The organism is Paenibacillus sp. 1781tsa1, assembly GCF_024159265.1.
Lineage (GTDB): Bacteria > Bacillota > Bacilli > Paenibacillales > Paenibacillaceae > Paenibacillus.
Map to the genome: position 1 here is coordinate 421,031 of NZ_JAMYWY010000001.1, position 20,222 is coordinate 441,252.

Annotated in this window: 18 protein-coding genes; 12 read left to right on the forward strand and 6 right to left on the reverse strand. The window is 47.4% G+C overall.

Annotated elements, in window-relative coordinates; translation table 11 throughout:
* Positions 1 to 101: 101 nt before the first annotated feature.
* A complete protein-coding gene (locus tag NKT06_RS02020; protein WP_253429340.1) occupies positions 102 to 683 on the forward strand; it encodes a TetR/AcrR family transcriptional regulator in 582 nt (193 codons plus the stop codon).
* Between the two features lie 110 nt (positions 684 to 793).
* Here NKT06_RS02020 and NKT06_RS02025 read toward each other — a convergent pair whose 3' ends face one another.
* Entirely contained in the window at positions 794 to 1,918 is a 1,125-nt protein-coding gene (locus NKT06_RS02025; protein WP_253429342.1) for an LLM class flavin-dependent oxidoreductase, read from the reverse strand.
* Between the two features lie 278 nt (positions 1,919 to 2,196).
* On the opposite strand from NKT06_RS02025, the gene NKT06_RS02030 reads away from it, so the two are divergent.
* From NKT06_RS02030 to NKT06_RS02075, 10 genes are all read left to right on the forward strand, one after another.
* The gene (locus NKT06_RS02030) at positions 2,197 to 3,582 is read left to right on the forward strand and encodes a transcriptional regulator (RefSeq protein WP_253429344.1); all 1,386 of its coding nucleotides are present in this window, start codon (positions 2,197 to 2,199) and stop codon (positions 3,580 to 3,582) included.
* 209 nt (positions 3,583 to 3,791) lie between these two features.
* Positions 3,792 to 4,316, forward strand: a complete 525-nt coding sequence (locus NKT06_RS02035) for a pyruvate kinase (protein ID WP_253429346.1) — start codon at positions 3,792 to 3,794, stop codon at positions 4,314 to 4,316.
* A gap of 311 nt (positions 4,317 to 4,627) precedes the next feature.
* Positions 4,628 to 4,816: an aspartyl-phosphate phosphatase Spo0E family protein gene (locus NKT06_RS02040; protein WP_253429348.1), complete on the forward strand. Its 189-nt coding sequence runs from the start codon at positions 4,628 to 4,630 to the stop codon at positions 4,814 to 4,816.
* 242 nt (positions 4,817 to 5,058) lie between these two features.
* On the forward strand, positions 5,059 to 6,882 hold the full coding sequence (locus NKT06_RS02045; protein WP_253429350.1) for a sensor histidine kinase: 1,824 nt from the start codon (positions 5,059 to 5,061) through the stop codon (positions 6,880 to 6,882).
* A 5-nt stretch (positions 6,883 to 6,887) separates the two neighbouring features.
* A complete protein-coding gene (locus tag NKT06_RS02050; RefSeq protein ID WP_253429352.1) occupies positions 6,888 to 7,655 on the forward strand; it encodes a response regulator transcription factor in 768 nt (255 codons plus the stop codon).
* A 102-nt stretch (positions 7,656 to 7,757) separates the two neighbouring features.
* Positions 7,758 to 9,053, forward strand: a complete 1,296-nt coding sequence (locus tag NKT06_RS02055; RefSeq protein WP_253429354.1) for an ABC transporter substrate-binding protein — start codon at positions 7,758 to 7,760, stop codon at positions 9,051 to 9,053.
* A gap of 30 nt (positions 9,054 to 9,083) precedes the next feature.
* Entirely contained in the window at positions 9,084 to 9,785 is a 702-nt protein-coding gene (locus tag NKT06_RS02060; RefSeq protein ID WP_253429356.1) for a beta/alpha barrel domain-containing protein, read from the forward strand.
* A 353-nt stretch (positions 9,786 to 10,138) separates the two neighbouring features.
* Entirely contained in the window at positions 10,139 to 11,053 is a 915-nt protein-coding gene (locus NKT06_RS02065; RefSeq protein ID WP_253429358.1) for a carbohydrate ABC transporter permease, read from the forward strand.
* Positions 11,037 to 11,891, forward strand: a complete 855-nt coding sequence (locus tag NKT06_RS02070; protein WP_253429360.1) for a carbohydrate ABC transporter permease — start codon at positions 11,037 to 11,039, stop codon at positions 11,889 to 11,891. Before NKT06_RS02065 ends, NKT06_RS02070 begins: the two co-directional genes overlap by 17 nt.
* 78 nt (positions 11,892 to 11,969) lie before the next feature.
* Positions 11,970 to 13,307 carry an FAD-dependent oxidoreductase gene (locus NKT06_RS02075; RefSeq protein WP_253442340.1) on the forward strand — a complete coding sequence of 446 codons (1,338 nt, stop codon included), beginning with the start codon at positions 11,970 to 11,972 and terminating at the stop codon, positions 13,305 to 13,307.
* 553 nt (positions 13,308 to 13,860) lie between these two features.
* On the opposite strand, the gene NKT06_RS02080 is transcribed toward NKT06_RS02075, so the two are convergent.
* The 4 genes from NKT06_RS02080 to NKT06_RS02095 all read right to left on the reverse strand — a co-directional run bounded on the left by NKT06_RS02080 (position 13,861) and on the right by NKT06_RS02095 (position 17,125).
* Positions 13,861 to 14,511: an amino acid ABC transporter permease gene (locus NKT06_RS02080; RefSeq protein WP_253429362.1), complete on the reverse strand. Its 651-nt coding sequence runs from the start codon at positions 14,509 to 14,511 to the stop codon at positions 13,861 to 13,863.
* Between the two features lie 154 nt (positions 14,512 to 14,665).
* Positions 14,666 to 15,388, reverse strand: coding sequence for an amino acid ABC transporter permease (locus NKT06_RS02085; RefSeq protein WP_253429364.1), 723 nt, complete (start codon positions 15,386 to 15,388; stop codon positions 14,666 to 14,668).
* A 102-nt stretch (positions 15,389 to 15,490) separates the two neighbouring features.
* A complete protein-coding gene (locus tag NKT06_RS02090) occupies positions 15,491 to 16,333 on the reverse strand; it encodes a transporter substrate-binding domain-containing protein (protein WP_253429366.1) in 843 nt (280 codons plus the stop codon).
* Between the two features lie 39 nt (positions 16,334 to 16,372).
* Complete coding sequence (locus NKT06_RS02095; RefSeq protein ID WP_301289677.1) at positions 16,373 to 17,125, reverse strand: amino acid ABC transporter ATP-binding protein; 753 nt, start codon at positions 17,123 to 17,125, stop codon at positions 16,373 to 16,375.
* Positions 17,126 to 17,593: 468 nt separating this feature from the next.
* Here NKT06_RS02095 and NKT06_RS02100 point away from each other — a divergent pair, with 468 nt between their 5' ends.
* Positions 17,594 to 19,207, forward strand: coding sequence for a glycoside hydrolase family 28 protein (locus NKT06_RS02100; protein ID WP_253429370.1), 1,614 nt, complete (start codon positions 17,594 to 17,596; stop codon positions 19,205 to 19,207).
* Positions 19,208 to 19,359: 152 nt separating this feature from the next.
* On the opposite strand, the gene NKT06_RS02105 is transcribed toward NKT06_RS02100, so the two are convergent.
* The gene (locus NKT06_RS02105; RefSeq protein ID WP_253429372.1) at positions 19,360 to 20,211 is read right to left on the reverse strand and encodes an AraC family transcriptional regulator; all 852 of its coding nucleotides are present in this window, start codon (positions 20,209 to 20,211) and stop codon (positions 19,360 to 19,362) included.
* Positions 20,212 to 20,222: the final 11 nt, after the last annotated feature.

Genomic DNA, 20,222 nt, shown 5'->3' on the forward strand with positions numbered 1-20,222 from the left:
TTGAATTGTGTGTACGCAATGCATTTTAGTATAATGAACGTATCGTTTTTATGAATATTACTGATGATTAAATATACTTTATACTTCCAGGAGGGCTCAAGATGACTGCCAAAAGAGGACGTCCACGTAACATGGAAACCCAGAATGCCATTCTTACAGCATCGTATGAGTTGTTGTTGGAGCACGGATTCGGGGCGGTTACAATCGAGAAGATTGCTGAACGTGCACAGGTGAGCAAAGCCACTATCTACAAATGGTGGCCGAATAAAGGCGCTGTCATCATGGACGGATATATGTCTGCCGCAACGGCAAGATTACCCGTACCGGATACAGGCTCGGTATTGGAAGATATACGCATACATGCGAGTAATCTGGTTCGTTTTTTGACCAGTCGGGAAGGAAAAGTGATTACGCAGATTATCGGAGAAGGGCAATCGGATGAAGGGCTTGCAGAAGAATACCGCACAAGATACATCCAGCCACGTCGGCGTGAAGCACGGGGAATTCTGGAGAAGGGTGTGGAGCGCGGCGAATTGAAGAGTGGGATAGACATTGGACTGTACATTGATCTTATCTATGGACCGGTGTTCTATCGCATGTTAGTGACAGGGGAAGCGATGGATGATGCGTTTGTAGATGTATTGCTCCGTTCATTGTTTGAAGGGATTCAGTCCAATAAGTAGAAGGAGAGCGGTGATACAACCGGGAGGAAGAGGAGGATGAGGGAAGAGGGCGATTCTTAGGAATCACCCTGGAAGGGATCACATGTGGCATATTGTACGTGGGAGAAAATTTAAACTTGGAATATAGGTGAGATGGCTGTGGGCCATGAATCTGTAGCATTAGGGGAAAGGAAGGATGAGTGCTGGGTTAACACCGGGGGTTCATTCCATACTGAACTGGGCAGTTCGCGGCGTAAAACAGGGGCCACTTCTTTGGCAAAACGCTCCACTTGCTCCAACTGCTCGCTATGCGTCAGTCCATCCACACTGATACTGAGCACCTGATGTCCGTAAGCAGCATGATAGTTCAGAATTTTCTCAATAACCTGCTCCGGACTGCCGATTAACGCAGGGCCACGTGCAATGTTATCCTCCAGATCGGTGAAGGGCGACTGGTTATGCTGTGCGGCGGCGGTGGCATGGAACGCTTCATAGTATGGCTTATAGCGGCGAATGGCCTCTTCACCCGTATCAGCAAGATACAGACTGCCGGCACCAGAGCCAATCACTGCTTGCTGCGGATCATGACCATAATAATCGAGGCGCTCCCGATAATGATCAATTAATGCTTTGTATTTGGCCTGAGGGTGAAAAGAATTCGACGTGAAGAGCGGCTCACCATATTTGGCAGCGAGTTCGGTCGAGACCGTGCTGGACGCGCTGCCATGCCAGATTGGGATGGTTTGCTGAAGCGGCCTGGGCCACGTGGTTACTCCCTCAAGCGGAGGGCGATACGTTCCCTGCCAGGTTACATTCTCCTCAGACCATAGCCGTCTTAGCAAATGATAGCGTTCATCGAGTGAATCCCATTGTTCCTCTTCGCGTATGCCAAACAGCGGATAGTGGCGAGGGTCATTGCCTTTCCCGATGATCATCTCTAGCCGTCCACCCGATAATTGATCCAACGTGGCATAATCCTCGGCAACCCGGACTGGATCAAGTATACTAAGAACAGTGACGGTGGTTAGTAACCGAATGCGTGTGGTTGCTGCGGCTATTGCGGTTAATACGACAGGTGGCGAGGAAGATAGAAAAGGCGCACCATGTCGTTCACCGATTCCATAGGCATCGAATCCCAGTCGTTCAGCCAGCTTCGCTTGCTCTAATATATTTTGGAATTTCTGCTGAGTCGTCAGAGCCTCCCCGGTAACGGCATTAGGTAGATTCATCATGAGACTAAACAAGGCAAATTTCATCTGACCTTCTCCTTGAGCTGAATTGATTGAACTGAATTGATATTATATGTCTCGTATATTCCTATTGAAATAGTAGGAAATGTAAGTTGGATTAAATGTATCATGTTCTCACGGATTCTTCTAATGGATTTTTTCTATAAGCAGGAACATTCAGGCTTCCTTGCATATATGTGAAGGAAATTGCCACGATTTTTATTGACCGCTGTAAAATTTAGGATTAAAATTGTGCTTATCATATAAATTCAAAATTATGGATTTTCATTGTGGAGGTGGGATACATGGAACCTACAACTACGATACGCTCATATATTGAGGACTACATCAGGAAACAGGGGTACACCCTGCAGTATTTTGCCGATATATCGGGAGTTAACGCCGGAACGCTTAGTGCAATTATTAAGGGGACTCGACCCATCGCTATGGCGCAACTGGATCTGATTACCCAAGGCATGAAGCTGGAAGAGGGGTATTTCTACGAGATTTATGGGGCTGAATGTTTCGTGGAATCGGCACCTCATTGGAGAAGACTGGAGCCTTTCCTGCAGCGCTGTGCTGAATTGGACAAGCTGGAATGTATTCAGAAGGTTATCCAGGAAGTGACGGATGATCGCTCGTATATCTCGGAGTTGTTCGAGATGGCCGAAGGCATGCTGGAACGTGGACAGACGAAGGCTGCACGGATGTTGTACGAATGTGTGGCAGAGTGTGAGAAATATCAACATTCGGAACGTCTCGCTCTGTGCCAGTATCGCATCTTCACGCTATCTCTTGGTCAGGACCAGCATGAGAATCTTCGTGCAGCCGTACATTTTGAACCGTATATTAATCGGCTGGACGAGGAACGACAACTGGATGCGATTAAAGACCTGGCGAATGCGTATGCTTCTCTTCGATATCGGGACAAGGTTTTTAATCTGGCTGAAGAATTAGATCAGAAAACAAAAATTTTACAATCGTATACAAAGAAGAAAATAGATAAAAGCGATAGACTAACTGCCTATCCTTTATTCGTATATAGAGCTTATTCCAATTTGCTTAAATCATCGGCATGTGAGAAGCAGGGACGTTATGAAGAAGCTTTGCTCTATACAGAAGTCTATGCCAAGCTTGCTAAAGTCTCTGAACCGGATGAAGAGGATCAAATTTTTATTGATAAATTCGCTGGTTGGGCAGAAGCCAACACTTATTTATATAAATTAATGATGGGTAATCGAAATGTTTTACCTGCATACGTGGAATTTATTGAGAAAAATGAAGAGGAAATTTTACCTGCGATAATTAATATTTTGGAGGCAGCTAATAAGTTTGATCAAAATATTGATGATATTTTGAATAGGTTCAGCGATCGAATTAACTCGGAAATTAACTGTTTAAAAGGGTACACTGAGCAGATGAAAAATGAAATTTATGCAACATTCTTGTTGGAACGTTCTCTCTATCACTTAAATCGCCATGAATATCCAGAGGGTTTGAAGCAACTTATGCACTGTCTGAGAGAGTCTGTACGATTTAACAATCAAACAGATATCATTCATTGTATTTCCCTGTATGAGAAGTACAAAAACATGGGTACGGCTGAAATCGAGCATCAGTACAAACTTATCATGATGGAGGTTCAGAAATCTTATGAAAAAAAAGAAGATATTCTATGTAATCTTGCTTAGCATAATGATTATTAATATAAATCAATTAGCTAATCTGGATAGTGATGTTATTACACAAATAATGTCTGTAACGCATGGCGAAGGAAGACTATAACAGCTAAGATATATTAAATTCTTTCATTAACATGCGTCTTATTTCCGGGATATGGAGATGGGGCGCTTATTTGTACTGCCTATTAGATATGACATAACGAAAAGAGGATTTATCATTGCAGATTGATATTCAGAAGCTTTACGACAAATATATAACATTGGACATTCCTAATCCATTCACTTTAGAGCAGATCCATGATCGACTAACACAGAAATTTTACGCTGAGAAGGTAGATTTAGAGGAGTTTTCCGACTTGCGCAACGATCCTCATGCGGGATTTGATCAGGCGATTGCAGCTTATGTATTCAAGGATGAGAGGGGAACCAAGCAATTAATTAGCCTGAACAAGGATGAAGATATCCATGAGCCATTGGAGTTTGCATGGATCATTAATTCCACTGTGCGAGGATTTTCTCTTCTATTAGTTCTTGAAATCGAAGTATTTTATGGAATGGAAGAGAGTGAGATGACTCTTGGCAATCCACGTTTTGAGGAATATCTGATCCTACTCTATTTAACAGATTACATTGAGTTTGAGAATGACTCTTTCATTCATCTGTTGCGTGCTCGTTATCGAGAGGGCTACAGACTTCGTTATTTTGGCATGCAGAATGGTGATGATAATTATCTATACGAATAAATTTGCTGTCGGATAAGGTTATTAACTTCTTTCTGGAGAAAGGTGCAAAAAGTACTTAGGGTAAAATGCATAATATGTCCATGAATCAGTTTAACGTTAAGGATTGAAAAATTCTCGAATACGATATGTAGACATGCTCTCCATATATTTTCACCACATCTTGTAGTGATGAGAGGGCTTCATATCTCTATGCAAAATGCTTGATGTTGAAAGTATCTCTATGTAAATAAACATTTTATTCTGCAAAGGAATATAATATGAATTTTTTGGCAATGTATCCTAAAATGTTATACAAAGAGGGGGTGCATGCTATGAGTGAACCGAGGCAGATCAAAGATAAAATCGAACGGAACAGGCAAGAGTTAAGTCGTTTGGCGGAGAATCATGGCATGCAAGACAACCAAGTCCTCCGACAGTCCATGGTACTGGACGAGCTGATTAATGAATATAATCGATTCAAATATAAAAGCCATCTTAGGAACAGACAACCGATTGCATAATGCAGTCGGTTTTTTTGTCTAATTATTGTTCTATAGAAATAGCGTAGTCGACTGTAGCGATACAGTCGGCTTTTTGGCGTTCACCTTGAAACCTATGCGGATAACTTGAAATTCCGTACCAATTCCAGGATTGGCAGGATAGCGAATGATCATTAAAACTGGATATGATGACCCCAGTTATATCCAGATTGATCTGTGAAGGGGGCTCATACAATGATCGGGAGAGGGAGGGATGAACGGAAATGATGGACAAGGTACGTACTTTTTTCGGAAAAAACGTAAACCTGCGCACCAAGTTGCTCCTGTTGTTCCTGGCGCTGACGTTGCTGCCGTTAAGCTTGCAGGGAGTGATGAACTACAAGCATTTCTCGCAGACGATGGATCGCAAGACCGAGCAGTTCACTATTGAACTGGTTCGCCAGATTAACGCCAATCTGAATCGGCTGCTGAAGGACTTTGAGCGGTTGTCGCTCTTGCCGCTTTACGATCAGATGGTGCTTGGCATTCTAGGGAAATACAACGCGTCAATGGGGTCGGGTACATGGGCGAGGTCTGAGGATTATCTGAAAATGAAGCTTTACACATCTGGTCAAGCTTATGACCGACCCGAGATTCGGGGAATTCATCTGATTAGCAACAGCGGCATTCTGTTCTCCAATCTCGATTCACTGGCGGTCAAGCCGGTATGGGACAGCAGACAGGATGATTGGTTTGCAGAGCTTGAAGACTCGGAAGGGACGTGGCGCCTGATTCCTCCGCATGACCCCGGCTACTACACGGGCGTTCAGCAAGAATCGTATATATCGGTGGGCAGAGTGCTTCGAGATCCGGGTACGCTCCAGCGATTGGGGTACATTCTGATTGACATCCGTCTGGAAGCCTTCGGCCAACTGTTATCCAATCTGAATGTTGAGCAAGATGCAAGCTTGATGATTGTCGACAGCAAGCAGCGCCTTCTGTTCGAGCGGATCTCCACCGGAGGAATGTCTGCTTACGACCAGTTGCTAACGAATGGACAGCTTCAAAGCTATGCAGGAAACCAAAAAAATGTTCTGGATGGGCAGTCCTATCTCTATGTACAACACCATTCTAGCTATTCCGGGCTCTCGGTGATCAGTCTTACACCTATTGCTGTGATTCAAAAGGAGTCGGGTGAGATGCTCACTTTCACAATAGGGTTCGCTGTATTGTGTATGGCGGCTATATCGATCCTTGCATTCCTGTTATCCTATCGTATCACCCGGCCACTGATTCGACTGAAGCACCATATGATACGGGTAGAGCAGGGAGATTTTAGCCAGCGGGTAGCGCACTTCAGCAATGATGAATTCGGACAGATGAGTAGGGGCTTTAACCGAATGATGGAAGAGATTCATCGACTGTTCAATGAGGTGTTTCTGCTGGGCATTCAAGAGCGGGAGGCAGAGTTGTCCGCGTTGCAAAGCCAGATGAATCCTCACTTTATATACAACACATTGGAGTCCATTAACATGATGGCCATTCGCCAGAAGCATGCTGAGGTGTCGGACATGGTGACGGCGCTCGGCAAGCTGCTGCGCTATACGATTGATAAGGTGGACCGGATGGTTCCACTTGGAGAAGAACTTGCTTTTGTACAATCCTATGTACGCATTCAGCAGGTACGTTACAACGGCAAGTTAAAGATTATCTATGACATCGAAGAAGAGATAACGGAATGTGCGATTCCGAAACTGATACTGCAACCGCTGGTGGAAAATGCAGTCTACCACGGCATTGAAGGGCAGGAAAATGGAGGAGTAATCTGGGTATCTGCTTTGAAATTTGATCATGAGCTGCTGATTAGCGTACGAGACAATGGTAAGGGGATGACTCAGGCTAAGATTGACGAGTTAAACGAATCCATATCAAAACAGCCTTCCAATGAGGCATTACGTTGCCATGCCGGGGATAGTCTGGGGCTTAACAATATCGCCCAGAGGCTCCGTCTTATATATGGAGAAGGCGGCAGCCTAAGCATTGATGGAAGTCCCGGGCAGGGCCTGGTGGTCACCATATCCATTCAACTTCTACCGAAAGGGGATTGAAGCGCATGTATAAAGTATTGCTTGTAGAGGATGAGACGGTCATCCGTCAGGGACTGAGGGAGCTGATCGTACAAGCGTCTTCTCAGTTTCAGGTAACGGGCGAAGCGTCGAGCGGTACCGAGGCGCTGGATTTTCTGAGATGTGAGGTGCCGGATGTGTTAATCACGGATATCCGCATGCGTGAAATGGATGGATTAACTTTGGCAAGCAAAGCCAGAGACATGTATCCTGAATTGCTCATGCTCATCATTAGCGGCTATGGCGAGTTTGAATATGCGCGCAGAGCGATGGAGTTCGGGGTGTTGAACTACCTGTTGAAGCCAATCGATCGCTATGAACTGGCATTATGCATACAGAAGATTCAATTGCTGCTGGATCGCAGATATGGTATTTCAACCCTTTCGGTCCCGGAGCCATCTGGGAAAGCAGAACACGCTGGTGGAGATACGCGGAAGATTATCCGAGATGTGAAGGAGCATATCAAGCAACATCCCGATGGAGATTTGCGACTTCAGACGATAGCAGATCTCGTTAACTTGAACCCTACTTATTTGAGCCAGTTGTTCAAGAACGAAATAGGCATTAATTATTCCGAATACATCACGGAGGCACGTATGGAGCGGGCCAAGTGGTTGCTGATCAACACGGGTCTCAAAATCTATGATGTGGCACGGTTATCCGGGCATCAAAGTCCCAAACACTTCATGCTGGTGTTCAAGCAGCAGGTGGGATGGACTGCGGGAGAATACCGAGACCGATTCAGTATTTCTTGAAAAACCATACCATTTCTGTAGTTGACGTGATTTATGAGGGAACGAAGCTTTCGTTATACTTTGGTTGCACCTGTTACCACAACGTCCATAAGGGGGATTTCCATGAAAAAAGCAGGACTGATACTGATGCTTGTACTCATGATGGTGGCTTCAATCGCGTGCACTAGCGCCAATTCCAGCAGTGAACCTGGCAGTGCAGGCGGGGAGAATGGGGAGGTGGAGCTGAAGTTCATTATGTGGGGCAACCAGGCACATATGGATGTATACAACAAGCTGATTGATGGCTTCACCAAGGAAAATCCAGGCATCAAAGTCACGATGGAATCCGTACCTTTCGCAGAATACCAACAAAAAATTTCGGTGCTTGCTGCCGGAGGCTCTCTTCCCGATCTCGCCTGGGTATCGGAGCGAATGGTACCACAATTCAAGTCCAACCACATTCTGGCCGATGTATCCGAGTTCAAGGATGATGCACAGTTTAAGCTGGATGATTATATTCCAAGTACATTGGATTTGTTCCGTGATGGAGACCAGCTGCTGGGGCTACCTTTCTCTACACCTCCTGTGGTCATGTTTTACAATAAAACGCTGTTCGACAAGGCCGACCTGACTGATCCAAACACACTTGCCACCCAAGGACAATGGACATGGGAACAGTTCGAAGAGTCTGCCAAGGCGATTACAAGTAAGGAGGCGACCAACCGAATCTATGGAGCCAACTTTTTTCGCGACTGGAAGACCTGGGCGGTGCTCTCCTCCTACTCTTGGTCCAATGGAAGCGGTCCATTCGACGAAGGTATGACGAAGTTCACCTGGAACGATGCCTATGGTGTACAGACTTTTGAATTACTGGAGCGCATGATGTTCACCGATGAATCACATCCGAAGGCGGGTGAGCAAGTTAGCTTCGATGCGGGTAATGTGGGCATGTTCTTCGACAATTACAGCTATGTATCCAAAGCAAGGGAGATTACGGATTTTGAATGGAGCATCGCGCCTATGCCTTCCGGTTCACAAGGCAGTGTACCGATGCTAGGGCAGGCCGGATATGCCATGTTCAACGATAGCAAACATCCAGAGGAAACGAAGAAGCTGTTGAAGTATTTTGCGAGTGAGCAGGGAATTCAGGCGACAGCCACCTATTTTGTGCCTCCTCGTACTTCTGTTCTGAACTCGGATGCATTCATTCTTCAGCCGAATAACCCAAGCAAAGAGCATATTGTGCAGGCCGTCATTGATGAAATGCCGAAAGCGCGCTTAATTCCCGGACATATCCGATGGCAGGATATCGACAATGCGGTATTGCAGGGATTTGACCGACTGTTTGCCCGGACGGCGACAACTGAGGATAACCTGAAACAAATGCAGGAAGAGATCCAAAGTGTATTACAACCCTAAATCATTCGATCGAAACCGGAGGTGAGAAAGATGGGCAAATTCAAAGAATTACTTGAGCGGAAACAGCTGTCCCTGGTGGTAAGTCTGCCTGAGAATGAACTTGCTTTGGCTCGGGCAGCTATGGAAGAGGGCGCTGATGCACTCAAGGTGCACTATAATGTCGGTCATCGCGCCAGCGGGAATCATTTTGGTCCACTGGACAGGTATGCCGAGGTATTTCGGGCGATCCGCAGTGAGTTTGGTGGTCCGCTTGGGGTCGTACCTTCCGGCAGTATAGATGGAGCACGAAGGGAGGATGTGGAGCGCCTTGCTGGACTGGGTTTTGATTTCTATTCCATCTATGCACATCACTTGCGCTCCTTCATGCTGAGTGACTTGGGGCTGGACCCAACATTTGCGATCAATGAGGAATATGATGTTTCCCTCGTAAAATCCGCAGCTCACTTCGGCTTCTCTGCTCTGGAGGCATCCATTGTACCTGGCAAAGAATATGGTACACCGCTCAGCTTCGCGGATGTGCTCAAGTATCGCCGTCTGGTCTTGCAAGCCCAGGTTCCGGTATTGGTTCCTTCCCAGCGAAAGCTGGTACCGGAGGATGTTCGGGTGCTAAGCCATGCTGGGGTCAAAGCGATTATGCTTGGAGCGGTTGTGACAGGCAACACGGAGGAACAGCTGCGGAGGGCTGTGAACGAGTTCCGCAATGCGGTGGACAGTCTGAGCCGTCCAGACTAATCAGGGAAAGTCAGGTATATCATGGGGGACACCCTATGTTAGCATCCAGTCGTTCTAACGAATCGAGCACATGTTATTCGCGTCCATGTGTACGGATCTAAAGTTTAAGGAATCATAGAGACGTTATTTCGTCCATTTGGTCGATTTTCATGGTTCTGGCGACATTTTATGGAGATATAACATGACTGAGATTCGTTACCCGGTGCATTCTTTAAAAGTCTGCCTTATAAGATGCGGTGGATTCGTCAGCGCTTGGAGCGAGGGAGAACATACCTTTTGAGACAACACCTTATATAGAATCGTCACAGAGTTCAGCTTCGGAGGAAATTTGAATAAAAAGGGGGTGGCTAATTGTGACCCATCCACACAAGCGCAAAAGAAGGGGGCCGCTCGCCAGAGAAGCCCAGATCGCGGGGTGGCTGTTTGTATCGCCGATGGTGCTTGGGTTTACGCTGCTGCTGTTGTTTCCCATGGGTCTCGCGTTATACATGAGCCTGACCGATTGGCCGCTGCTGGGGGATCATCATTTTGTTGGACTGGAGAATTACCGGAATATTATGACAGACACCATGTTCTGGAAAGTGCTCGCCAATACAGTTTATTTCACAGTGGGACTTGTACCGCTTAATATTGTGCTCGCCCTGCTGCTCGCGTTGCTGCTATCCAGGAATCTGCGGGGGATCGGAATTTTTCGAACAGCAATCTTTGTTCCGGTCATGACCTCGTTGATCGTATGGGCCATCGTGTGGAAGCTGATGTATGCAACAGAATCAGGATTGATTAATCAACTTCTATTGATGACGGGCATCAAGGGTCCGGCGTGGCTATACAATGAAGATTTGGCAATGCCGGCAGTGATTGTGACCAGTGTGCTGAAAAATGTAGGTCTGAATATGGTGCTGTTCATTGCAGCCATTCAGCAGGTACCGCGTTCACTGTACGAAGCAGCAACATTGGACGGTGCGGGCAGAAGGGGAACCTTCTTTCACGTTACACTGCCTATGATTACACCAACGGTGTTTCTGACTGTGGTCATGACCGTGATTGGTTCACTCAAAGTATTCGGACAGATCTATGTGATGACACAGGGTGGGCCGAGTAATAGCACAAAGGTATTAGTTTATTATATCTGGGAAAAAGCATTCAAACTATTCCAGTTCGGCTATGCTTCTGCTCTTGCCTATGTACTGTTCTTCATCGTACTGATCCTGACACTGCTGCAATGGCAGCTCCGAAAGAGGTGGGTATTCAATGAAGGCGATGCCTAGTCCTTCGGGGAGGAAGATAGGAAGTACCCTGGGGACGTATTTGCTGCTGACACTGATTTCGCTAATCATGATTGTTCCGTTTATCTGGATGATATCGACGTCATTCAAAGAGCCCCAGAGCATATTCACCTATCCACCACAGTGGATACCGGAATCATTCCGATTTCAGAACTACATCGATGTCTTTCGACTGATTCCGTTTCACCGTTTTTATTGGAACAGTATTTACATTTCTGCGTTGGTTGTGCTGGGAACCGTATTTTTTGCTTCTCTCGCCGGTTATGCATTCGCCAAAATTCCATTTAAGGGACGTAATGTGGTATTTCTCATCCTGCTGAGTGCCATGATGATTCCTCATGAGGTGACTGCGATTCCGATGTTTCTATTCATGCGGCAGTTGGGGTGGATTGATACCCATCTTCCGCTGATACTACTGCCAATCTTTGGCGCGGGCGGTGTATTTGGCATCTTTGTGATGCGGCAATTCTTCATCACGGTGCCAACGGAACTGGAGGAAGCGGCGATGATCGACGGCTGCAACCGATTCCGAATATATGCGCGAATTATGCTGCCTATTGCCAAGCCGGGTATGGCTACGCTGACGATCTTCACGTTTGTGACGATCTGGAATGAGTTCTTCGATCCGTTGATTTTCATTAACTCGCGTGATCTAATGACGCTGCCGCTTGGATTATCTCTCTTTACAGATGAGGTGGGCACAGCCTGGCAATATCTGATGAGCGCCACCGTCATGGCGACCTTACCACTGTTAATTGTCTTTTTCCTGGCACAACGGCGCTTCATTGAGGGGGTTGCCATGACGGGACTGAAAGAGTAAGCCATGAAATACGTGCAAAGGCGAGCAATACGTGCAATAGAACGGAAGGAGGGACAACATTTGCGTGAACGGATGAGCATGGAAAAGGAAGAAGCAGATGTCGTTATTGTGGGAGGGGGCCCAGCGGGTATAGCGGCAGCCATTGCGGCTGCACGACAGGGTGTCCGCACAGTGCTGGTGGAGCGATATGGATTCGTCGGTGGGATGTCCACTGCCGCTATGGTCTATCCCTGGATGACTTTCCATACAGAGCGTGGTGAGCAGGTCATTAAAGGTATTGCACAGGAGATTGTGGATCGTTTGCAGGCACGTGGCGGCTCTCCGGGGCATCTGCGCGATACAGTTGGATTTGTGCATACCGTTACGCCGTACCATCCAGCCATCTATCAGGTGGTTGCGGCAGAGATGTTGCAGGAGGCAGGTGTCCGGCTGTTATTGCACAGCTTCGTGGATGAAGTGGTTGTTGGGGACGAACGGGTGGAAGCGGTGCGAGTGACAAACAAGTCTGGACGAAAGGAGTTTCAGGCGAACGTATTCGTGGATGCAAGCGGTGATGCGGATCTGGCTAATCTTGCAGGGGCATCGGTGGCGAAGGGGAGAGATGGCGATAACCAGTCTCAGCCGATGACCATGAAATTCCGCATGCGTGGTGTGGATCTTGGACGAGTGAAGCAATACATGCAGGAGCATCCGGAGGATTTCTATGTGAAAACGCCTTTTGCAGAGCTGGACAGTATTCCGTTAACCGGGGTGAGCGGCTTCTATTCCCAATGGAAAAAAGCGGGTGTGCCGATTAATCGCGACCAAGTACTGTTTTTTACCGGACCGGCTGACGATGAAGTGCTGATTAATTGTACCCGGGTGCAGGGACTCGATGCGACGGATGCCGAGGATCTGACCTCTGCTGAACAGGAAGGGCGGAAGCAGGTGCTGATGATTGCTGAGTTTTTGCAGCGTGATGTGCCTGGATTCGAACGGGCTTCCATCTCAGCGGTAGCACCTCAGATTGGTATCCGTGAATCTAGGCGAATTATCGGTCATTATGCGTTGACCCAGGCGGATGTGGTTGCAGGACGGAAGTTCAACGATGTGATTGCCAGAAGCGGTTATCCCATTGATATTCATGACCCTTCGGGTCAAGGCGTTGTGGCTGCCTTTATAGAAGGAGACGGGGCGTACGATATTCCGTATCGATGTCTGGTCTCTCGCAATATCCGCAATCTGCTGGCGGCAGGACGCTGCATCTCCACCACACATGAGGCGCATGCAACGACAAGGCTGACTCCAAGCTGTATGGCTACCGGGGAGGCCGCCGGGACAGCGGCTGCACTAACCGTGAAGATGAAGCTTGATCCGGTGGGACTGCCAATTGAGCTACTACAGGCGGAATTACGTCACAACGGAGCGGCAATCTAGCGGATGAGCTGATTGTGGGCGAAATTGGGACGGATTAGACGAAGTATTAGTCGTGGGAGCGGGATGAATCATTAATAGTAGGCGTGGCGTGGATGTTTATTTAATTCGCGGATGGCATAAGTTTTAACGAACCTGAGACGTCTAATTTGGGGATATAAGCTGAGATGAAAACTGTAACGAATCTCAGTGAAGTTATTTTACTCAAAAACCTGAAATAGCGGGTAAAAGCGGGGTGAATCGGAAGAATAGAGCGTCTACGATTCGTTAGATTAGAAACTGTCCCCAAAATGGCTAAATAAGCTTCCTTCAGTTCGTTAGAAATTGGTGGGAAGCTAATACATGTATGAGCATAACTGTAGCCCCAAAGACTCCAATCCACTGCATGGGTGGGTTTAGAGTCTTTGGGGCGCTTTCATTCTTTTCATCTATTAGGTTCTATCCCTCATATCTAGTCCTTCGCATCTAATCAATCACGAGGTTTCGGTTCCGTCATGCTCCTTCATGTTTCGTATTATTTCATGCCTTATTCTCCGCGCTTCATTCATTCAGTCATTCAATTCATGCGTGCCTCAAGTCGCCTTGCGACGATGGACAGCGTGTAGTTGATGACAAAATACAATACCGCAGCAAGCAGCAGGGCAGGGATAATGTAATCGAAACTTTGGCCGCCAAGGATCTGCACGTTGTGCATCAGCTCCGGCAGAGAGATGATGATCGCCAGTGAAGTATCCTTCAGGAGTGAGATGAACTGGCTGACCATCGGCGGAGACATGCGGCGTAGCGCCTGTGGCATGATGATGCCACCGAGGGTCTGCATGTAGCTCAGGCCCGAGGAGCGGGCGGCTTCCACCTGGCCGCGCTCAACGGACTTCAGACCGCTTCGGACGATCTCAGCGATCATCGCGCCTTCAAATAGACTCAGTCCAACGACTGTGGACCAGAAGACGGACATTTTGATCCCGAGCTGCGGAAGTACGATGTGGATGAAGAAAATGATGAGCAGCAGTGGCAGATTGCGAATCGTATCCACGATTACCGCTACGATCTGTGACAGAAAGGGGATGCGAGTAAACCGGACAGTACCCAGCACGGTGCCGAGTATGAAGCTGAATACAATGGATAGCCCTGCTACCTGTAGGGTAATCAAGAATCCTTGAAGCAGGAAACGAAGGTTGGGCCATGCATAGGCCCCGCTAAAGTCCATATTTTATTAGCCTCCTTCTGTATGCAGGAATAGAATATCTAAGATCAATAGATGGAGCATGGACTAGCCAAAATAACGGACCAATATAATTATCGAAAGGTCTGAAATAGCCAATATATCTCCCTAAAAATCTGCGAATGTATAGGCCAATCTATTACATGGTGACCTGACCTGTCGGTTTGTTCTTCTTCGGTTTGCCCTTGGTGCTGCGCGCCTCTGCATCGCTCTGTCCGAACCTGCGCTCCATATAATGCACCAGAAAGCTGAGTGGCAGTGTCAGCACCAGATAGAACAGCGCAACAACGGTGTATACACTTAGCGGTTGGAACGTATCCGAGTTAACGAGGTCGGCAAAATACATGAGATCCATACCGGCAACAACGGCCAGAATGGATGAGTTCTTGACCAGATTAATAAACTGGTTGCCGATGGACGGCAAGACAATCTTGATCGCTTGAGGCAGAATAATCAGATTCATGGCCTGTACATAGGACAAACCAGAAGATCTTGCGGCTTCCAGTTGTCCACGCGGCACCGTTTGAATACCCGCTCGGATCGCTTCGGCAATGAAAGCGGCGGTATAGATGGTCAGACCCAGAGTACCGGAGACAAATCCGTCCAGCGAGATGCCTAGTGCCGGCAGTCCGAGATAGAAGAAAAACACAACCAACAGCAGGGGAATGTTTCGGATAAATTCCACAAAAGCCGTGCCAATCCAGTTCAGCGGTTTCACAGGGGATATCCGAAAGATCGCCAGAATCGCGCCGAGGATAAAGCTGCCAACGAGAGCTATAATGCTCACTTGAATGGTATTCAGGAATCCTTCCAGAAAACGATCCGAGTGTCGCATCAGTACGTTGAAATCCAATGTGCCCATATAGGCAAAGCCTCCGTTCTCCAGATGTAGAAACGGCGATTACGTCTGCTCATGCATTGCATCCAGCAGACGAATTCGCCGCGTGCTCATCATTAATCGGGGTTACTCGGGCTTGGAGCCCAGCCATTTCTCATGTAGTGTGTCATATTCCCCGCTGTCTTTCATGCTTTTGAGCAGCTTGTTGACTTCCTCTACGAAGGCAGTGTCGCCTTTGCGAATGGCCATACCATAAGGTTCACTTGTGAAATTGCCACCAACTAATTGGAAGCTGTTATCTGTCTGTTGCATGCCGATAAGGATGATATTATCTGTGGTCAGCGCTTCGCCTTTACCTGCTTTGAGAGCAGTGAATGCATCCTGATAGTTATCGAATTCGAGCACTTCAGCATCAGGAGCTTTCTCGCGAATATTCTGAGCCGATGTTGAGCCTTTCACCGCGAGTACTTTCACCCCGCTGAGGCTTTCCAAGCCGGTAATTGGACTATCATTTTTCACCAGCAGGGATTGGCCTGCTTCGAAGTAAACATCACTGAAATCCACCTGCTCTTTACGCTCATCCGTAATCGTCATCGTGGCGATGATGATGTCAATGTCTCCGTTTTGCAACATCGGAATACGTGTCTTGGAAGTGACTTCTTTCAGTTCGACCTTTGTCTCATCTCCAAGGATCTGTTTGGCGAGTGCCTTGGCGATATCAATATCGAACCCCTCAACGTTGCCGCTTGCGGGATCTTTCAGTCCGAATAGCTTCGTATCATATTTCACGCCGGCAATAAGTTTGCCGCGCTCTTTAATCTGCTCAATCGTTCCTTTGGCTACCGCATCTCCGCCAGAACCGCCACTACCACCGCTACTGCTATTCTCCTCACCTGTACTACAACCGGACAATACCAGCGAGAGAATAAGGACAAGCATAAATGATGGCCACTTCAATAATTTCTTCATGAATAAAGACCCCTTTCAAAATGGAATATTGGATTATTCTCAATGATGAATCAGACGGCTCAGGAATTGCTGTGCTCGTTCTTCTCTGGGGTTGTCAAAAAATTCAGCGGCGGTGGCCTCTTCTACAATTCGGCCTTCGTCCATGAAGATGACCCGGTCCGCAACTTCGCGGGCGAATCCCATCTCATGGGTAACAACGACCATGGTCATGCCATTGTGGGCAAGGGAACGCATCACATCGAGGACTTCCCCGATCATCTCGGGATCGAGTGCAGAGGTCGGTTCGTCAAAAAGCATGATTTTGGGCTCCATGGCGAGTCCTCTGGCGATGGCTACCCGTTGTTGCTGTCCACCGGACAACTGGGAGGGATAACTGTCTGCTTTGTCGGCAATGCCCACCCGGGTCAGATACTTCATTGCCGTTGAGGCTGCCTGTTCTTTAGGCTGTTTGCGCACCTTCATGGGTGCAAGGGTAATGTTATCAATGACTTTTTTGTGAGGATAAAGATTGAAGTGTTGAAATACCATACCGATGTCACGGCGGAAGAGGTTAATATCCACCTTTTTCTGATGTAGAGGGACCCCACTGACAACAAGTTCACCTTCGGTAATGGTCTCCAGGCGGTTAATGCAGCGGAGTAACGTGCTTTTGCCGGAGCCGGAAGGTCCAATGATGACGACAACCTCTCCTTCTTCGATGTGAAGATGGATATCCTTGAGGACATGAAAATGACCGAAATGCTTTTGAACACCCCTAAATTCAATCAAGAGTAGACCCCATCCTTTCTGCAACGATTGTTTGTAAAAGGAATAATAAGGAATTAATTGAAACTAGTTATTTAATCATACATACTCATCCTGCTAATGGCAATTGGTTTGTGATAAAACATGACATAAGTAATAGACTTTCTAGGGCTATGGACAGTAATTGTGTTATATATCTGTTATGTTATCAAATCTCTTGTGACGAATCCTGACAGAAAATTGAATCTATTCTCCTAGTGGTTTACCAACCTTTGGAATAGATGTATAGAGTATACTAGAAATGATGTTTCATTTATGACTCTGATCATAAAAACAAATTCCATCAAGTTCTAACCGTACATGGCAAAAAAGCTCAACCTAGTGCATCATGCCATTGATATGATGGAGCGAGAGAGTATCTGTCTGAAAGTAAACTAAGAAAGTAGAAACAAAATGTTGATTCCATAACGCTTCCATTTCCATTTCCATTACAGGTAGAGAGGATGATTCTGCACGATGAATACATATCACTCCCCAATGTCGACAGGAGCAGGTGCCCAGTCTGATGTTCGAGCTTATGAAGCCAATTTGCCTGTCATTCCTGCTCAGGATTTTCAGCTTACAGACTATGGAGCTGTTGGAGACGGTGTAACAGATAATACGGAGATGTTCCGACTTGCCATCGCTTCATGTGCTGAAGCAGGAGGTGGAAGAATCGTAATTCCTGCCGGAGTATGGCTCACAGGTCCGATTGTAATGCGCAGCCGTATCGAACTACATGTGGAAGCTGGGGCACTGGTTACATTTAGCCGAGATTTTGATCAATACCCATTAATTGCATCAAGCTTCGAAGGCTGGCAGGTGGTACGTTGCCAATCCCCGATCGATGGAGATCAACTGGAGGATATTGCGATTACCGGTGAGGGGATCTGGGATGGAGGCGGTGAAGCCTGGCGTCCGGTGAAACGCTCCAAAATGACCACTCCACAATGGAACCAATTGGTCGCTTCCGGTGGTGTTGTAGAGCAATCGGGTGGGGATGAAGAAATCTGGTGGCCTTCCACATCTGCACTTGAAGGTGGTATCATTGCAGATCGTTTGCATAAGGAGCAGGTGCGTGATGTCACTGCCTATGAACAAGCCAGAGACTTTTTGCGTCCCAACATGGTCAGCTTGCGCAGATGTACACGGGTACTGCTGGACGGTCCAACGTTCCAGAACTCGCCTGCATGGAATCTGCACCCCTGGGCATCTGAGCATGTAACCATTCGTAACGTGAGTGTGCGGAATCCGTGGTTTTCACAGAATGGAGATGGGCTGGACATTGAATCCTGCCGTCATGTGGTGGTGGAGAAGAGTGTATTCGATGTCGGTGATGATGCGATCTGTCTGAAATCAGGCAAGGATGAAGAAGGGCGTGAACTGGGGCTTGCTTCGGAGTACATTACCATTCGGGAGTGCACCGTGTATCATGGTCATGGCGGGTTTGTCATTGGTAGCGAGATGTCTGGTGGTGTGCGGCATGTGCGAGTGGCGGATTGTACGTTTATCGGCACGGATATTGGACTTCGCTTCAAAAGCGCACGTGGACGCGGTGGAGTGGTTGAGGATATTCAGATCGAGCGTATATATATGAAAGATATCATTATGGAAGCGATCTCGTTTTCCTTTTTCTATGCGAATCAGGAAGGGTCTGCCCGGGGCAGTGATCTGTCTCAGGAGATTAGCGAAGAGACGCCCGTGTTCCGGGATATTCGCATATCGGATGTGGTCTGTGCCGGTGCTGACACTGCGTTGCTTGTGAGTGGGTTGCCGGAACTGCCTTTGGATGGCGTAGTTGTTGAACGATATCATGTAGAAGCCCGCACCGGTATTCAATGTGCTCAGGCGAAGCATCTGCGGATTACAGAATTGAACGCCCGGATCACTGAAGGTCCGCTGGTTCATTTGCACCAGTGCAAAGGGGCAGAGTTAGAGAGCATTCAGGGCAAGGGTGCGGATGGCCGACTTCTGATGGTAACAGGACACGAATCCGCAGGCATTGTGTGCCGAGAAAGTGATGCGGACACAGACGGTCGTCAGATCTCTGTTGGTCCTGAAGTACGAAGTGGTGTGATCATCCGCAGGTAAAAAGTGTATGTAATAGGTTTTATAGTGGGTCCAACTCAGCCGCAGTGGCGTAGCCATAGATCCAGTGATCGTGTTGCCTTTCGATATAAGCAATACGTAATCTCTGGAGCAAGGCTACCCACTCGGCTTTTTTTATGATGTGATCTGATGATCTACCGGTGTTCCTTGCGATAGCGCAGCGGTGTTGTACCGGTGACTTGTTTGAATGTTTTGTTAAAATGAGCCGTGTGCTCAAATCCTACCTTCTCTGCGATCATTTGTACACGCTCTTGTGTCGACAGCAATCTTCGTTGTGCCTCTCGGACACGAACAACACGCAGATATTCGCTAAACCGAAACCCGGTAAAACGGCTGAACATTCGGCTCAGATAGGATGGGCTGATATAAAAACGATTGGCTGCACCCTCCAGCGTAAGTGGTTGGGTGTAGTTGCTGTTCACATATGTAACGATTTCACTGATTTTGTCCTGCATCGGATGTAAAGGACCAGGGCATGACTGCCGGATGTCCTCCTCCACCCGATGAATACGGATCAAAAGTTGGGCAAGCAGACTTCTGACCGCAATCTCATAGTGAGGGCGTCGCTCTTTGCATTCTTGCAGCATCTGCCACAATATACGCTCCATCTCGGGCTGTTCCGCTTCAGGCAGGCGAAGGAGTCTTGAACAATTAAAAGGCAGCAGACCACATATGCCAAGTTCCATCCCCGTTGCAAAAGCAGGCGAAAAACCGATTAAAATCCGTTCGAAGCCAGGAATACTTCCTTTGGAGGTGGTATGTACATCGTGAGGATTAATCAGAATAAAATCACCCTTGCGGGCGGACAGAATCTGACCATTCATGGAATAAACGCGTTCACCTTCAAGCAGATAATACAATTCGTAGAATGGATGAGCGTGAGGCTTAGGCATACCGTTCCCATCATGTCTGCGCATATGTTCAATGGTAAATGAATGTTCACCGATTCGATATTTGGGTCCAATCCGATCTTCTATGAGACTCATAGTACAGCTCC

What these genes read in the sequence shown, in the direction of transcription:
- NKT06_RS02020 (WP_253429340.1), top strand. Translation starts at nt 102, where the DNA reads ATGACTGCCAAAAGAGGACGTCCACGTAACATGGAAACCCAGAATGCC.
- NKT06_RS02025 (WP_253429342.1), bottom strand. Translation starts at nt 1,918, where the DNA reads ATGAAATTTGCCTTGTTTAGTCTCATGATGAATCTACCTAATGCCGTT.
- NKT06_RS02030 (WP_253429344.1), top strand. Translation starts at nt 2,197, where the DNA reads ATGGAACCTACAACTACGATACGCTCATATATTGAGGACTACATCAGG.
- NKT06_RS02040 (WP_253429348.1), top strand. Translation starts at nt 4,628, where the DNA reads ATGAGTGAACCGAGGCAGATCAAAGATAAAATCGAACGGAACAGGCAA.
- NKT06_RS02045 (WP_253429350.1), top strand. Translation starts at nt 5,059, where the DNA reads ATGATGGACAAGGTACGTACTTTTTTCGGAAAAAACGTAAACCTGCGC.
- NKT06_RS02050 (WP_253429352.1), top strand. Translation starts at nt 6,888, where the DNA reads ATGTATAAAGTATTGCTTGTAGAGGATGAGACGGTCATCCGTCAGGGA.
- NKT06_RS02055 (WP_253429354.1), top strand. Translation starts at nt 7,758, where the DNA reads ATGAAAAAAGCAGGACTGATACTGATGCTTGTACTCATGATGGTGGCT.
- NKT06_RS02060 (WP_253429356.1), top strand. Translation starts at nt 9,084, where the DNA reads ATGGGCAAATTCAAAGAATTACTTGAGCGGAAACAGCTGTCCCTGGTG.
- NKT06_RS02070 (WP_253429360.1), top strand. Translation starts at nt 11,037, where the DNA reads ATGAAGGCGATGCCTAGTCCTTCGGGGAGGAAGATAGGAAGTACCCTG.
- NKT06_RS02075 (WP_253442340.1), top strand. Translation starts at nt 11,970, where the DNA reads ATGGAAAAGGAAGAAGCAGATGTCGTTATTGTGGGAGGGGGCCCAGCG.
- NKT06_RS02080 (WP_253429362.1), bottom strand. Translation starts at nt 14,511, where the DNA reads ATGGACTTTAGCGGGGCCTATGCATGGCCCAACCTTCGTTTCCTGCTT.
- NKT06_RS02085 (WP_253429364.1), bottom strand. Translation starts at nt 15,388, where the DNA reads ATGGGCACATTGGATTTCAACGTACTGATGCGACACTCGGATCGTTTT.
- NKT06_RS02090 (WP_253429366.1), bottom strand. Translation starts at nt 16,333, where the DNA reads ATGAAGAAATTATTGAAGTGGCCATCATTTATGCTTGTCCTTATTCTC.
- NKT06_RS02100 (WP_253429370.1), top strand. Translation starts at nt 17,594, where the DNA reads ATGAATACATATCACTCCCCAATGTCGACAGGAGCAGGTGCCCAGTCT.
- NKT06_RS02105 (WP_253429372.1), bottom strand. Translation starts at nt 20,211, where the DNA reads ATGAGTCTCATAGAAGATCGGATTGGACCCAAATATCGAATCGGTGAA.